The organism is Paenirhizobium cremeum, from assembly GCF_047553425.1.
GTDB lineage: Bacteria > Pseudomonadota > Alphaproteobacteria > Rhizobiales > Rhizobiaceae > Allorhizobium > Allorhizobium cremeum.
This window is the reverse complement of record NZ_CP180217.1, coordinates 2,806,306-2,821,625: the sequence shown is the minus strand read 5'-3', so window position 1 is coordinate 2,821,625 and position 15,320 is coordinate 2,806,306. Positions and strand designations below refer to the sequence as shown.

The window sequence follows — 15,320 nt, the reverse complement described above, 5'->3', positions numbered from 1 at the left end:
CGAGCCCCTTAATCGTCCGGCCCGTGTTCTCCCCGATCCCCCGCCTGCGAGGCCTGCACCGACGGTGCGGGCCTCTTTTTGAGATGTTTTCCCGAGAGTATCGCCGGCGAAAACGGCAGCGCTTTCAATGCTCTATCTGTTTGCTTTCTCGTAATCCCCGACGCAAAACCGGTGCCCATCTTCGCTGGAATTGCCCTAATTCACCGGCCAGACGAGAAGCAGCACGGGGATGCTGACCACGACGATGAGAATGGAGAGCGGCAGGCCGAGACGGGCATAGTCGCTGAACCGGTAACCGCCGGGACCCATGACGAGGGTGTTGCATTGATGGCCGATGGGGGTCAGGAAATCGCAGCCGGCGCCGATGGCGACCGCCATCAGAAAGGCGTCCGGCTTGTAGCCGAGGCCGATCGCGAAGCTTGCGGCGATCGGTGCCATAACCAGAACGGTGGCTGCATTGTTGAGAAAGGGCGTGACGGCCATCGCCGTCACCAGAATGAGGGTCAGCGCGCCATAGGCCGGCATGCCTTCCGCCGTGCGACGGAGCCAGTCGGCGATCAGGTCGCTCGCTCCGGTCGTCTTCAGCGTCTGCGAAACCGGGATCAGGGCGCCGAGCATGACGAGGATCGGCCCATCGATGGCGCGGTAGATCTCGCTGAGAGGAATGACCTTCAGGATCACCATGGCGACCGCCGCAGCGAAGAAGGCGAGCGCGACCGGCGCGAGACCGAGCGCGGTCGCCACCATGGCCACGGCAAGGATGGCAAGCGGCAGAAATGCGTTGCGCGGAGTGCCGAGCAGGATCTCGCGCTCGGCAAGCGGCAGGCAGCCGAGTTCGAGCAAAAGTCCCGGGAGAGCCTGTCTCTGGCCCTGGAGAAGGACGACATCGCCGGAGCGCAGCGTGAGCTGACCCAGCCGCTCGCGGATGCGCTTGCCTTGCCGGCTGACCGCCAGGAGGTTGACCCCATAGGTGTTGAACAGCGAGAGCTCGCGGGCGGAAAGACCGACGAGCGCGGAGTCGCGGCTGATGACTGCCTCGATCGAGGTGATTTCGCCGCCCTTTTCACCGCTGTCGATCGGTCCGCCCGAGAGGGAAAGGCTCGCCCGCGACACGATGCCGTCGAGCGCCTCGGACGGGCCTTCCAGCAGCAGCGCGTCGTTTTCCTTGAGCGTCACGTCGGGAAAGGGCGAGATGCGGGTGTGTCCGCGCAGGATGGCGGTGACGATCACTTCTCCCGCACCGAGGGAAAGGAGTTCGTTCAGGGTCTTGCCGACGAAGGGCGATTGCCTGCCGAGCGTGGCCTCTGTCGAGAAGGTCGAGTTTTCGAGCGCTTCCTGCAGCGAGGGTGTCTGGTTTTCCCGCCTGGGCACAAGCCAGTAGAAGAAAATGAGAAAGACGATACCGGCAAGCGCCAGAGCGGCGCCGACCGGGGTAAAGTCGAACATGGTAAAGGGAGCGCCCGAGATTTCGGCGCGCAGCCGCGAGACGACGATGTTCGGCGAGGTGCCGATCTGGGTCATGAGGCCGCCGAGCAGGGCGCCGAACGCCATGGGCATCAGGAAGATCGAGGCCTGTATGCCGGAACGGCGGGCGAACTGGAAGGCGACCGGCATCATGATCGCCAGGGCGCCGATATTCTTGATGAAGGCGGAAAGCACCGTCACGGTCACGAGCAGGAGCAGCATCTGTCCGCGGACCGAGACCAGCGTCGGGAAAAAGCGCTTGATGGCGGCGTCGACGACGCCGGAACGGGCGACCCCGGCGCTGACCACGAGCGCGCTGCCGACGATGACGACGATATCGTCTGAAAAACCGGAAAATGCATCCGCCGCCGGCACCAGCCCCAGGGCAACGGCGATCAGCAGGGTCGCGCAGGCGACGATGTCATATCGGAAGCGATCCCAGAGAAAGGTCGCCATCATGATGGCGATGACGGCAAAAGCGAGGATCTGTTCTGTTGTCATCGGGCTCCGGAGAAGTTGCAGCGAGCGGCAGGCGGGCGTCGAAAAGGAAATGTCGCATCCTGCCCGTTTGTTCCCAAGCCCGATCCCCGGGCGGGCCGGAAAACAAAATGGCCCGCGACGAGGCGGGCCATTGAAGGAAGAACGGATGCGGGATCAGTGCTTCTGTCTGGCCGCTTTTTCCGCCTGCCGCTTGCGCCGCGCCAGCATGTTCAGCGCTTCTACCAGCGCGGAGAAGGCCATGGCCGCATAGACATAGCCCTTCGGCACATGGAAGCCCATGCCATCGGCGATCAGGGTCATGCCGATCATCAGCAGGAAGCCGAGCGCCAGCATGACGATGGTCGGGTTCTTCTCGATGAAGTTGGCAAGCGGGGTTGCGGCGACCAGCATGACGGTGACAGCGATGATGACGGCCGCGACCATGATCGGCAGATGCTCGGTCATGCCCACCGCGGTGATGATGCTGTCGACCGAGAAAACGAGATCGAGCAAAAGGATCTGGCCGATGGCGGCTGCGAGCGTGCCGCCCTTGGAGGAGGCGATGAAGTCTTCGCCTTCTTCCTGCGGATCGACATTGTGGTGGATTTCCTTCGTGGCCTTCCAGACCAGGAAAAGGCCGCCCGCGATCAGGATCAGGTCCTTCCAGGAGAAACCGTGGCCGAAGGCCTCGAACAGCGGCGTCGTCAGCTTGACGATCCAGGCGATCGTGCCGAGCAGGGCAAGACGCATGACGAGCGCCAGGCCGATGCCGATGCGGCGGGCGCGTTCGCGCTGTTCCGGTGGCAGCTTGTTGGTCAGGATGGAGATGAAGACCAGGTTGTCGATGCCAAGGACGACTTCCATGACGACGAGGGTGATCAGGGCGATCCAGGCGGCGGGATCCTGTAGCAGAGCAGTGATTTCCTGCATGAGCTCTTTCCGGTTAGCAGTTTCGGGCCGAGGTCAACAAATGGAGCATTGCTCCACCGAGGACAAGGCCGCCAAGGGCTTGCGCGGAAAAAAGTTACCTCGTTGCGGCTTCAGGTCGTTCGATCCGGGCCGTAGGCTGCCATGAAGACATAGATGGCGCTGTCCACGACGCGGTCGATCTCCGTCTGATCGGGGACGGTTTTTATCTCGTTGAACAGCTTGAGCTTGAAGTAGGTTCCGGTTGCCAGATCGATGAACTGCCGGGCGGCGAGCTCCTCGTCCACGGATTTGAGCGCCCCTTCAGCCATCTTGCGGCGCAGGAATGCCTCCAGAACCGTGCGGGCATTTGCCGGCGCGGCCGACAGGAAGCGGCGGCAGAGGCCGGGCATGCGGTCCACCACGCCGAGAACCGTGCGCATGGCAGGTATCATGTCTCCAACCAGAATCTGCCGGGCAAAAGCGATGCCGAAGCGACGCAGACCGTCTTCGACGTCGTGGCTGTCGGCGAGAATATCGCGGAGCGTTTCGGTGAGTCGGCCTTTTTCGCGTTCGATGAGCGCCGCAAAGAGGTCTTCCTTGCTGTCGAAATAGACGTAGATCGTGCCTTTGGAGACGCCGGCTTCGCGGGTGACGTCGTTCATGCTTGCGGCGTCGAAGCCCAACTTCATGAACACACGCTTGGCGCCATCCAGGATCTGGCCACGTTTCACCGGGTCCTCACCGGCCGCAAAGCGGCTGGGAGAGGGGGAGGGACAGGAGGCGTCCATCACGGTTTTGTCTGTGACCTTTTTGGGTTGGCGGGCCATGGGTCTCCAAAAATTAACGAAACTCAACCCGAGACACTGCGTCGGGCTCCATTGCCACTTGATATGTGACAAAAAAGCCTTTATGTCAATCGAACCGAACGGTTCAGTTTGATTTCGTTATGCGAGCGGGCAATATTCCATGACAGGGTCTCAAAGGACAGGCGCGGTTCGCGCCGTCGAAAGCATTGAAGAGCGGGCGCCGGTTGCCGAGGCGCCGAGGGAGGTGACGGCTACCGAAGCGCCGGCTACCGCTGTCCCGGCAAAGACAAAGAAGCGTCGCAGTCCGGTTCTGCCGGTGATCCTGCTGGCACTCCTGGGCGGCGCCGGCTGGTACGGTTACCACTGGTGGACCGATGGACGTTTCATGGTCTCGACCGAGGACGCCTATATCGAGGGCGACATTGCGATCATCGCGCCGAAGGTCTCGGGCTATATCGCGTCCGTTCCCGTCAAGGACAACCAGATCGTCAAGGCTGGCGATCCTCTCGTCGTTCTCGATGACGGCGACTATCGCATTGCGGTCAATCAGGCCGCGGCAACGCTGAAGAGCCAGCATCTGACGCTCGACCGTATCGACGCGCAGATCAAGGGCGGCGAAGCGACCCTCGAACAGGCAAAGGCGCAGAAACAGTCGGCGGTGGCGAGCCTCGACCTCGCCCAGCTCTCGTTCAAGCGCGTCAGCGGCCTGCAGGCGCAGAAGGTGGTTTCGACCGCCGATCTCGACAGCGCCAAGACCTCGCTGGAGCAGGCGCAGGCCAATGTCACGGCTGCGGATGCCAGCATCGCATCCGCCGATGCCCAGATCGCCGTATTGAAGGCGCAGCGCGCCGAGGCGGAAGCCAGTATCCGCTCAGCGGAACTGTCGCTGGAAAAAGCCCAGCGCGATCTCGATTTCACGGTCCTCAAGGCGCCCTATGACGGTGTCGTCGGCAATCTCGCGGTTCAGGTCGGCGATCTCGTTTCGACCGGCAAGCGTCTGGCGGCTCTGGTGCCCGTCCAGGATCTTTATATCGAGGCGAACTTCAAGGAGACCCAGATCGCGCATCTGGTGCCGGGTTCCAAGGTGAGCATCCATGTCGACGCCTATGGCGACAAGCCGCTCGAGGGCACTGTCCGGTCGATCGCTCCGGCTTCCGGCTCGGTCTTCTCGATGCTTCCGGCCGAAAACGCCACGGGCAACTTCACCAAGGTTGTCCAGCGCGTTCCGGTTCGCATCGCGCTGCCGGAAGATGCCCTGAAGGAAGGGCATTTGCGGGCGGGCCTCAGCGTCGTCGTCGACGTCGATACGCGCACGGCGCCGGCCGGTTCGGCGCTTGCCGCGAACTGACGGCAGAAAGGCAAGTCCGATCATGGCAACGGCAGGCACGGTAACGGCGGGTGGCGGGATTGCCGCGCCCGCAGCGGAGCGCATGGACCCGAAACGCATCGTCGCGTTCTTCGCGATGGTGTTCGGCATGTTCATGTCGATCCTCGATATCCAGATCGTTTCCGCCTCGCTTGCCGAGATCCAGGCCGGTCTCGGGGCCGGTTCGGACGAGGTCGCCTGGGTGCAGACCTCCTACTTGATCGCCGAAGTCATCATGATCCCGCTTTCGGGCGTGCTCGCCCGCATCGTCTCGACGCGGGTGCTGTTCGCTTTCTCGGCTGCGGGATTCACCATGGCGAGCGCGCTGGCCGCGACCGCCACCAATATCGAGCAGATGATTATCTATCGCGCCATCCAGGGCTTCATCGGCGGCGGCATGATCCCGTCGGTGTTTGCCGCGGCGTTTACGATCTTTCCGCCGTCGAAGCGCGCCATCGTGTCGCCGATCATCGGTCTTGTCGCGACGCTGGCGCCGACCATCGGACCGACCATCGGCGGCTATATCAGCCACGCCATGTCCTGGCACTGGCTGTTCCTGATTAACGTCGTGCCCGGCATCATCGTGACCGCCGTCACCTGGAGCCTGATCGACTTCGACGAACCCGACTACAGCCTGCTGAAGAAATTCGACTGGTGGGGGCTCGCGACCATGGCGGTCTTCCTCGGATCGATGGAATACGTTCTCGAAGAGGGCAACAACAAGGACTGGTTCGGCGACGAGCATATCGTCATGGGAACCGTCGCCATGGTGATCGGCGGCCTGATATTCTTCTACCGCGTCTTCAAGGTGGATTTCCCGGTCGTCGACCTCAGGGCTTTCAGCAACCGCAACTTCGCCTTCGGCTCGCTTTTCTCCTTCATCATGGGTGTCGGTCTCTACGGGCTGACCTATCTCTATCCGCTCTATCTCGGGCGTATCCGCGGTTACGATTCGATGATGATCGGCGAGACGATGTTCGTCTCCGGGGCGGCGATGTTCTTCACCGCACCCGTCGCCGGCGCGCTCTCGGCAAAGCTCGATCCACGGGTGATGATGATGGTCGGCTTCGGAGGTTTTGCACTCGGCACCTACCTGATGACCGGGGTAACGGCCGACTGGGATTTCTACGAACTGCTGGTGCCGCAGATCCTGCGCGGCTGCTCGCTCATGCTGTGCATGGTGCCGATCAACAATATCGCGCTCGGAACGCTGCCGCCTGATCGCATCAAGAACGCTTCCGGCCTGTTCAACCTGACCCGTAACCTTGGCGGTGCGGTCGGTCTGGCGATCATCAACACCATGCTGACACAACGTTCCGACGAGCATTACGCCCGGCTCTCCGAACACGTCACCTGGAGCAATCCGGAAGCGCTCGACTGGCTGTCCAGCGTCGGCGCCAACTACGACAGCTACGGCCTCGACGGCTCGCTGACGGCAATCAAGAAGCTTTCCGGCGTCGTGACCCAGCAGTCGTGGCTTTTGTCCTTCATGGACGTGTTCATGGGGCTGACGCTTTTGTTTTCCTGCCTGATTTTCCTGACGCTTCTCATCAAGAAGCCGAGTGTGGCAGCCCCCGCCGGAAGCGGCCACTAACGGGTTTACCTTCCGATTTCATCCTATCCACCGCCGCCGGGACCGTCGCCTTCGGGCGGCGGTCCTCGTGTTTCCGGAGGAAATATGAGGTACGTACATCAGATTTTGATTTACGTACCTCAAATCGTCGGTTAGAAGTCGTGGCCGGAGGAACCGATGAAGCCGACAGTCCATGACATCGCGACCGCAGCAGGCGTCAGTCTTGCCACCGTCGACCGGGTTCTGAACCGTCGGCCGGGGGTCAGCGCGCGCACCCGCGAGAAGGTCGATGCGGCGATTGCCTCGCTCGGTTTCGTGCGCGACATGGCCGCCGCCAATCTGGCGAAGGGGCGGACTTATCCGCTGGTCTTCATCCTGCCGTCCAACGACAATTCCTTCATGCGCCTGATGGAGGCCGAGGTGCGCAGCGCCATGCAGCGCTCGGCGCTCGAACGGACCGATATCCGCATTCTCGCCGTGCCCGCCTTCGATACCGTTCCCCTTGTTGCGGCGCTCGACAGGGCAGCCGGGGAGAAGCCGGCGGGCGTCGCGCTGGTCGCCGTCGATGCGCCCGAAGTCATCACCGCCGTCAACCGGCTGGCGGATGCGGGCATCCCCGTGGTGACGCTCGTCTCCGATCTGCCGGCGTCGCGGCGCGTTCACTATGCCGGTATCGACAACATTGCCGCGGGCCGGACGGCGGCGGGTCTGCTCGGCCGTTTTGCCGGAGAAAGGGCAGGGCCGATAGCGGTTCTTGCCGGTTCGATGCTGGTGCGCGACCACCGGGAACGTCTGGACGGTTTCCGGCAGGTGATGGCGGAGAGCTATCCGCATCTCAGGCTTCTCAATGTCGTCGAGGGACGTGACGATCCGGCGACCGTCGAGCAGTTGCTCCTCGATCTCTTCTGCGAGCATGGCGATGTGCGCGGCATCTACAGTCTCGGTGCCGGCAATCGCGGTCTCATCAAGGCGCTGCGGCAGACGGTATTCGAGCGCCGGCCCGCCGTTATCGCCCATGAACTGACGGAGACGACGCGGCTGGGGCTCATCGAAGGGCTGGTCGATGCCGTTCTCAACCAGGATGCCGGGCACGAAGTGCGCAGCGCCATCCGCGTGCTGAAGGCCGAGGCCGACGGTTCCCATGTGCTGGCTGCGCAGGAGCGCATCCGCATCGACATTTTCTTGAAGGACAACCTGCCGTAACGGCGGGAATAAGGGAGGATCGCAATGTATCTGGGACTGGATCTCGGCACGTCCGGCGTCAAGGCGCTGCTGATCGACAGGGATCAGAAGATCGTCGGCTCCGCCAACGGCGCGCTCGACGTTTCGCGGCCGCATTCCGGCTGGTCGGAACAGGAGCCTGCCCACTGGATCAGGGCGACGGAGGAGGCGATTTCCGGCCTCAAGGCGAAGTATCCGAAGGAACTGGCGGCGGTGAAGGGCATCGGCCTTTCCGGCCAGATGCATGGCGCGACGCTGATCGACGCTTCCGACAAGGTGCTGCGTCCCTGTATCCTGTGGAACGACACCCGTTCCTTTGAGGAGGCCGCCGCGCTCGATGCCGATCCGCGCTTTCGCAAGATTACCGGCAATATCGTCTTTCCGGGGTTTACAGCGCCGAAGCTCGTCTGGGTGGCGAAGCATGAACCGGAGATCTTCGCGAAGGTGGCGAAGGTGCTGCTGCCCAAGGATTATCTTAGGCTCTGGCTGACCGGTGAATACATTTCGGAAATGTCGGATTCTGCCGGAACTTCCTGGCTCGATACGGGCGCGCGCAAATGGTCGTCCGAATTGCTGGAGGCGACCGGTCTCGGCGAAAGCCAGATGCCGTCGCTGGTGGAAGGAACCGATGCTGGCGGAACCTTGCGCGCCGGGCTTGCATCTGCCTGGGGCATGGGGTCGGGCGTGGTGGTGGCCGGCGGGGCGGGGGATAACGCCGCTTCCGCCTGCGGCATGGGCACGGTTTCCGAGGGGCAGGCCTTCGTCTCGCTCGGTACGTCGGGCGTGCTTTTCGCCGCGAACGGTTCCTACCTCCCGAAGCCGGAAAGCGCGGTGCATGCCTTCTGCCACGCGCTGCCTGCCACCTGGCATCAGATGGGCGTCATTCTCTCGGCGACCGATGCGCTGAACTGGCATGCAGGGGTGACGGGCAAGGGCGCCGGTGAACTCACCGCCGAACTCGGCGACACGCTGAAAGCGCCGTCGGGGGTGATCTTCCTTCCCTATCTCTCCGGCGAGCGCACGCCGCATAACGACGCGAAGATCCGCGGCGCCTTCATCGGTCTCGGCCATGAGAGCGGCCGGGCGGTGCTGACGCAGGCCGTGCTCGAAGGCGTCTCCTTTGCGATCCGCGACAATCTGGAAGCGCTGAAATCGGCGGGAACGCGGATCGGGCGGGTAACGGCAATCGGCGGCGGCTCGCGCTCCCGCTACTGGCTGGCCTCGATTGCGACTGCACTTGGCGTTCCGGTCGACATTCCGGCGGACGGCGATTTCGGTGCGGCCTTCGGTGCCGCCCGTCTGGGCTTGATTGCTGCGACCGGTGCGGACCCGCTTTCCGTCTGCACCGCGCCGCAGACGGCCGAGACCATCGAGCCGGTTTCGGCGCTGGGCGGGGCCTACGAGGAGGCCTACGGGCGCTACCGGGCGCTTTATCCGGCGATCAGGCCGTTGGCTCAATAACCGTCTTATCGGGAGGGAAGAAACCCCTCCCCAACCCCTCCCCACAAGGGGGAGGGGCTCTGTCGCCTTCTAGGCCGCCGTTGCAAATGACGATGACGGTTCCGCCCGTTTTCTCCCCCTTGTGGGGGAGATGCCGGCAGGCAGAGGAGGACTTGGCTTTTACATCCAACAGGAGGAAATACTCATGAGCACAGGCTTTTTCGGCGATATCCAGAAAGTGAAATACGAGGGTCCGGACAGCACCAATCCGCTGGCCTATCGCTACTACAATCCCGACGAGGTGGTGCTCGGCAAGCGGCTGGAAGACCATCTGCGCTTCGCCATCGCCTATTGGCACACCTTCACATGGCCGGGTGGCGATCCGTTCGGCGGGCAGACCTTCCAGCGCCCGTGGTTCTCCGACACCATGGAGGCGGCGAAGGTGAAGGCGGATGTCGCCTTCGAATTTTTCCAGTTGCTCGGCGTTCCGTTCTACTGCTTCCACGATGCCGACGTGCGTCCGGAAGGCCGGAACTTCGCCGAGAACACCAAGAACCTCAACGAGATCGTCGACTACTTCGCCAGGAAGCAGTCCGAAACCGGCGTGAAGCTGCTCTGGGGCACGGCAAACCTCTTCTCCAACCGCCGTTTCATGGCCGGTGCGGCGACCAATCCCGATCCGGACGTCTTCGCCTTCTCCGCCGCAACCGTGAAGACATGCCTTGACGCCACCATGCGGCTCGGCGGGGAAAACTACGTTCTGTGGGGCGGCCGCGAGGGCTATGAGACGCTGCTTAACACCGACCTCAAGCGCGAGTTGGACCAGCTTGGCCGCTTCCTCAACCTCGTCGTCGAGTACAAGCACAAGATCGGTTTCAAGGGCACGATCCTGATCGAGCCGAAGCCGCAGGAACCGACCAAACACCAGTACGACTACGATGTCGCGACCGTCTATGCCTTCCTGCAGAAGAACGGGCTGGAGAAGGAAGTGAAGGTCAATATCGAGCAGGGCCACGCCATCCTTGCCGGTCATTCCTTCGAGCATGAGCTTGCCATGGCGAACGCCTTCGGCATCTTCGGTTCGATCGACATGAACCGCAACGACTACCAGTCCGGCTGGGATACCGACCAGTTCCCGAACAATGTGCCGGAAATGGCGCTCGCCTATTACCATGTTCTCGCAGGCGGCGGTTTCACCACCGGCGGTACCAATTTCGACGCCAAGCTCCGCCGCCAGTCGCTCGATCCGGCCGATCTGCTCTATGGTCATATCGGCGGCATGGATTGCTGCGCCCGCGGCCTGAAGGCGGCGGCGAAGATGATCGAGGATCGTGCGCTGTCGAAGCCGCTCGAGGAGCGTTATGCCGGCTGGGAAAGCCCCGAGGCCCAGAAGATGCTGCGCGGCGAATATTCGCTCGACGAGATCGCCGCCTATGTCGAAAAGGCCGATATCAATCCCGAGCCGCGCTCCGGCCGCCAGGAATATCTGGAAAACGTGGTCAACCGCTACGTCTGATCGACGTTTCTGACTTAGTGCCAGGCCGGGGTGCGAAGGTATCCCGGCCTTTTGCGTTGACAGGGCCTGCCGTATCAGCCGGGTCGATTGGTCTTGATATAGTCCACGAAGGCGCGCAGCGGTGTCGGCATCAGGCGGCGTTCCGGATAGTAGAGGAAGGGGCCGGAGAAACTGAGCCACCACGGCTCAAGCACCGGCAGCAATTCGCCGCTGTCGAAATACGGTTTCAGCCAGTCTTCGAACAGGGAAAAAATGCCCGCGCCCGATATGGCGGCGCGGATGCCGAGTTCGCTTGCGTCTCCTGCCTGCACGATCAGTTGCCCATTGGGCTCGACCACAAGCGTCTCGTCATCCTTCTCAAACTCCCACGGCATGATGGGGCGCCCGGCGAAGCGGCTGCGGATGCAGTTGTGCGCGAGCAGGTCGTGGGGATGCTGCGGATGGCCGTGTGCCTCCAGATATGCAGGAGAGGCGCCGAGGGCGTAGCGCTGCAGGCGGGGCCCTATCGGGACGGCGATCATATCCCGCGCCAGGCGTTCGTCATAACGAATGCCGGCATCGTAGCCGGCTGCTATCACATCGATCAGGCTTTCCTCGGTGTCGATTTCCAGCCGGATGTCGGGATAGGCGGCCAGGAAGCCGGGAACGATCGCCGGCAGCACCATTCTGGCGGCGCTGGCCGGCACGTTCAGTCTCAGCGTGCCGGCCGCCCGGCCATCGAAACTCCTGACATGTTCCAATGCCGCTCCGATCTCACCGAAGGCAGGGGCGATGCGCTCCATCAGCCCGCGTCCGGCATCGGTGGGCACGACGGCGCGTGTGGTGCGGTTGAGCAGGCGTACCCCGAGCCGGGCTTCCAAACGGCGCACTGCGTCGCTCAATGCCGAGGCGCTGGTGCTGCCCAGACGGGCGGCCTCGCGAAATCCGCCGGCGCGGGCGACCGCGAGAAAAGCGCTGACATCGCTCATTTCGGGTTCGTCGACCATCGTGCCTCCTGATGATTGTCCTGTTTTTCGGACGGCCTGTCCGGATTGCCTCCCATTATCCTGAAAGTGCGGGTGCCGTACATATTCGCCACCACCCAAAAGGAGAAATCGACATGGCCACTCTGACAAAAGCCGGCAGCTTCGAACTGGGCAATCTCACCGTCAAACGTCTCGGTTACGGGGCCATGCAATTGGCTGGCCCCGGCGTCTTCGGTCCTCCGAAGGATCGGGCAGAGGCCATTGCCGTCCTGCGCGAGGCGGTCGAAAGCGGAGTCGACCACATCGACACCAGCGATTTCTACGGCCCGCATGTCACCAACCAGATCATTCGCGAGGCTCTGCACCCTTATGCTGACGACCTTGTCATCGTCACCAAGGTCGGCGCGGTGCGCGGTGACGATGGCTCGTGGAACCCGGCCTTTTCGAAGGAGGCGCTTATCAGGGCCGTGCACGACAATTTGAAGAACCTGGGACTCGACGCGCTCGACGTCGTAAACCTGCGGGCGATGTTCGACGTGCATGGACCGGTCGAGGGCGATCTCGAAGAACCCTTGACCGTGCTTGCCGAGTTGCAGCAGCAGGGACTGGTCAAGCATATCGGCCTTTCCAACGTCACGGCCAGGCAGGTGGCGGACGGCCGCAAGATCACCGAGATCGTCTGCGTGCAGAACCAGTACAATCTTGCACATCGCGGCGACGACGCCCTCATCGAGCAACTGGCGGCCGAAGGGACGGCCTATGTGCCGTTCTTCCCGCTTGGCGGCTTCTCGCCGTTGCAGTCCTCGACCTTGTCCGACGTGGCGGGAAGGCTGGAACTCACGCCGATGCAGGTGACGCTCGCCTGGCTGCTGAAGCGGTCGTCGAACATCCTGTTGATCCCCGGCACCTCCTCCCGCATCCATCTGCGGCAGAATCTCGCCGTCGCCGATGTCGATCTGCCCGCGGATGCGATGGCGGAACTGGACGGGATCGGTTCGGCGGCTTGAGGTCCGCCGGGGAGGGAGGCGACGGTCCTTTCTCGCGCAGGTCGAGGCTGACGGAAACGGAGGGGCATCCTCCCGACCGTCGCCGTCACCCGATCGCGATGATTTCGAGCTCCTGGCCGTTCATGCTCACGACATCGCCGACGGCCTTGCCGATCAAAAGCCTGGCCACCGGGGAGACATAGGAGATGGAGCCGGCCTTGGGGTCGGCTTCGTCCTCTCCGACGATACGATAGGTTTGCACCCGGCCATCGTCGCGTTCGAAGGTCACCGTGCCGCCAAAGGCGACGATATCCGTGGAAACAGGCGGCGGCACGAGCTGGGCCGTGCGAACCCGTTCGGTGAGATAGCGCAGATCGCGCAAGGGACCGGCGGTCTGCCTGCGCTTCTCGTTCACGTCCTCGATGCCGCTTGCCGCTTCATAGGCCTCCCGGGCCTGCCGGAGCTGCAACTCCAGAGCCTTCAGACCCGCTTCCGTCACGAGGTTTGGATGAGGTGAGATCGGCCGATCCGGCAAAAGGGTTTCTGCGGCCGTTTCGGCACTCTCTTCCTTGACGAAGGCTACACTCAATCTCGAACTCCGTTCCGCCGCGCGTTGTCTTTTCGCGCACAGGCTTCCAGTCCCAATGACTGTGGGCGCATAGTATATGGCAAACGCGGCCGGACTGACAAATCGGCCGCAGGCGGGTGGTTGCCGGCGATCAGGTTTTCGATAGCAGCAGGCGGATACCGGCAAAGCCGAAGACCATGGCGAGCGTGCCTTCGATCCATCTGCGGGATTTCCTGTAGGCGCGTCCCATGAGCGTGGTCGAGAACATCAGGGCGTAACCGATAAAGACCGAAAATCCGATGACGGCACAGCCGCCGACGATGGCGGCGAGGGTGTAGGCCGGGGCATCGGGACGCAGGCCGAGGGACATGATCGCGATCCATCCGAGAATGGACTTCGGATTGGTCAGGTGCAGCAGGAGCCCCTTGCGATAAAGCGTCGTCCATTGTGCCGTGGCATCGCTCATCATGCGGGGCTCGTCGGGCGAAAGGGCGGATTTCGCCGATTTGTACGTGAGGTAGAGGAGGTAGATGCCGCCTGCGATCTTGATCGCGAAGAGGGCTTCGGCGTAGCGCGCCAGGATGGTGGAAATGCCGGTGGCAGCCAGCGTGGCCCAGAACATGCTGCCCGTCAGCACGCCGAGCGCCAAAGCCACGGCGGATGTCCGTCCCTGGTTCATCGCGACGCCCATGATGGCCATGTTGCTCGGGCCGGGACTGGCGACTGCAATCATATAGGTGACGTAGACGAGCATAAGATGGTGAAGATGCTCCATATTCAAGGGGCTCACTCCGATTGCGGTTTTCGCGGAAATGCGCATGTTTTCGGAACTATAGCGACGGACATTGATCCGCAAACAAGGCCGATCTGCGTTTGTCGGATAAAAAGGCAGGGGAAGCCGAGGCAGGGGTTTCCGTCGATCACCTCACCTTTTGGCAGGTGCGGTCACCGATCCGCGGACGATGAGGTCCGGCATGATAAGGATTTCGCGTTTTTCGGTGAGCGGTGTGGCGAGCGTCTCGAGCAGCAGCTCCATCGCCTGCTTGCCGATCGCTGTGCGCGGCTGGCGAATGGTGGTAAGCGGCGGGTTGAGAAAGGTCGCCTGCGGCACGTCGTCGAAACCGATCACCGAGAAGTCGCGCGGCAGGTCGTAGCCACGGGCGGCGAGCCCGTTGATGACGCCGACGGCGGTTGCGTCGTTCACGCACATGAAGGCCGTGGGCAGGGTGTCGCGCATGAAAAGCTGCTCCACGGCGAGCCTGCCGCTCTCGATCGAGCCTTCGCCGTCGAGCACCATGCGCTGTTCCTGTGGAATGCGGGCGGCATCGAGGGCGAGGTCGTAGCCTTTGCGCCGGCGCACATGGCCGAGCTTGGTCTTGCTGTCGCCGACGAAGGCGATGGAACGATGGCCTGAGGCCAGCAGATATTCGGCAGCCTTGCGGGCACCTGCAGTGTCGTCGACGCCGACATAGGGAATGGAGCTGCCGAAGACTGGCTCGAAGACGGCCACGGAGGGAGGCAGCCGGGCGGTCAGCACCTGATGGCCGAAGGGTTCGTGGCCGGTAAAGAGCAGCAGGCCGGCAGCCTGACCGGAATTCAGGAATTTCAGATATTCGAGCCCGCGTTCGGGGTCGTTCTGGGTGTGGCCGATCAGGACGCCGAAGCCATGGGCGCGTGCCTCGTTCTCGAGGCCGATCAGAATGCTGGAAAAGTTCGGGTCGCCGATATCGGGTGCCAGAACGAGAATCATGTTGGAGCGACCCATGCGCAGGCTGCGGGCCATGGCATTGGTCGTGTAACCGGTGATCGCAATCGCCTGATTGACGCGCTGACGGGTGGATTTCGCCACCTTTTCCGGCGTGTGGATCGCCCGGCTGACCGTCGCGATGGAGACTTCCGCCAGACGGGCGACATCCTCGATCGTTGCAGGCTGGGAATTCGACACGGCCATGGTCCCGTTTGCGTGGGTTTTGAATGGCTTGCGGCCTTCGGGGGCTTCTTGCAACCGCGAAAGCGGAGGGCGATG

Annotated in this window: 13 protein-coding genes; 6 read left to right on the top strand and 7 right to left on the bottom strand. The window is 62.7% G+C overall.

All coding sequences use genetic code 11. From position 1 onward, the window contains the following. Positions 1-195: 195 nt before the first annotated feature. From ACLBKR_RS13920 to ACLBKR_RS13910, 3 genes are all read right to left on the bottom strand, one after another. Positions 196-1,965: an SLC13 family permease gene (locus tag ACLBKR_RS13920; protein WP_414899438.1), complete on the bottom strand. Its 1,770-nt coding sequence runs from the start codon at positions 1,963-1,965 to the stop codon at positions 196-198. 153 nt (positions 1,966-2,118) lie between these two features. Beyond that, on the bottom strand, positions 2,119-2,874 hold the full coding sequence (locus tag ACLBKR_RS13915) for a TerC family protein (protein ID WP_113447681.1): 756 nt from the start codon (positions 2,872-2,874) through the stop codon (positions 2,119-2,121). A gap of 110 nt (positions 2,875-2,984) precedes the next feature. Beyond that, complete coding sequence (locus ACLBKR_RS13910) at positions 2,985-3,680, bottom strand: TetR/AcrR family transcriptional regulator (RefSeq protein WP_113447680.1); 696 nt, start codon at positions 3,678-3,680, stop codon at positions 2,985-2,987. 139 nt (positions 3,681-3,819) lie between these two features. Here ACLBKR_RS13910 and ACLBKR_RS13905 point away from each other — a divergent pair, with 139 nt between their 5' ends. The 5 genes from ACLBKR_RS13905 to xylA all read left to right on the top strand — a co-directional run bounded on the left by ACLBKR_RS13905 (position 3,820) and on the right by xylA (position 10,775). Next, positions 3,820-5,007, top strand: coding sequence for an HlyD family secretion protein (locus ACLBKR_RS13905; RefSeq protein ID WP_414899437.1), 1,188 nt, complete (start codon positions 3,820-3,822; stop codon positions 5,005-5,007). Positions 5,008-5,029: 22 nt separating this feature from the next. Then, a complete protein-coding gene (locus tag ACLBKR_RS13900) occupies positions 5,030-6,619 on the top strand; it encodes a DHA2 family efflux MFS transporter permease subunit (RefSeq protein WP_414899436.1) in 1,590 nt (529 codons plus the stop codon). 156 nt (positions 6,620-6,775) lie between these two features. Further along, entirely contained in the window at positions 6,776-7,801 is a 1,026-nt protein-coding gene (locus ACLBKR_RS13895; protein ID WP_113447677.1) for a LacI family DNA-binding transcriptional regulator, read from the top strand. 24 nt (positions 7,802-7,825) lie between these two features. Further along, positions 7,826-9,280 (top strand): xylulokinase, encoded by a 1,455-nt coding sequence (gene xylB / locus ACLBKR_RS13890; RefSeq protein ID WP_113447676.1) that lies wholly within the window; start codon positions 7,826-7,828, stop codon positions 9,278-9,280. A 184-nt stretch (positions 9,281-9,464) separates the two neighbouring features. Further along, positions 9,465-10,775, top strand: coding sequence for a xylose isomerase (gene xylA / locus ACLBKR_RS13885; RefSeq protein ID WP_113340780.1), 1,311 nt, complete (start codon positions 9,465-9,467; stop codon positions 10,773-10,775). Positions 10,776-10,849: 74 nt separating this feature from the next. Here the strand turns inward: xylA and ACLBKR_RS13880 are convergent, their stop codons facing one another. Beyond that, positions 10,850-11,761 carry a LysR family transcriptional regulator gene (locus ACLBKR_RS13880; protein WP_244709901.1) on the bottom strand — a complete coding sequence of 304 codons (912 nt, stop codon included), beginning with the start codon at positions 11,759-11,761 and terminating at the stop codon, positions 10,850-10,852. A gap of 113 nt (positions 11,762-11,874) precedes the next feature. On the opposite strand from ACLBKR_RS13880, the gene ACLBKR_RS13875 reads away from it, so the two are divergent. After that, positions 11,875-12,747 (top strand): aldo/keto reductase family oxidoreductase, encoded by an 873-nt coding sequence (locus ACLBKR_RS13875; RefSeq protein WP_414899435.1) that lies wholly within the window; start codon positions 11,875-11,877, stop codon positions 12,745-12,747. 85 nt (positions 12,748-12,832) lie between these two features. Here the strand turns inward: ACLBKR_RS13875 and greA are convergent, their stop codons facing one another. From greA to ACLBKR_RS13860, 3 genes are all read right to left on the bottom strand, one after another. Beyond that, complete coding sequence (greA, locus tag ACLBKR_RS13870; protein ID WP_112828793.1) at positions 12,833-13,315, bottom strand: transcription elongation factor GreA; 483 nt, start codon at positions 13,313-13,315, stop codon at positions 12,833-12,835. A 130-nt stretch (positions 13,316-13,445) separates the two neighbouring features. Beyond that, positions 13,446-14,069, bottom strand: a complete 624-nt coding sequence (locus ACLBKR_RS13865; protein ID WP_414901794.1) for a LysE family translocator — start codon at positions 14,067-14,069, stop codon at positions 13,446-13,448. A gap of 150 nt (positions 14,070-14,219) precedes the next feature. Next, complete coding sequence (locus ACLBKR_RS13860) at positions 14,220-15,239, bottom strand: LacI family DNA-binding transcriptional regulator (RefSeq protein WP_113487537.1); 1,020 nt, start codon at positions 15,237-15,239, stop codon at positions 14,220-14,222. Positions 15,240-15,320 lie beyond the last annotated feature (81 nt).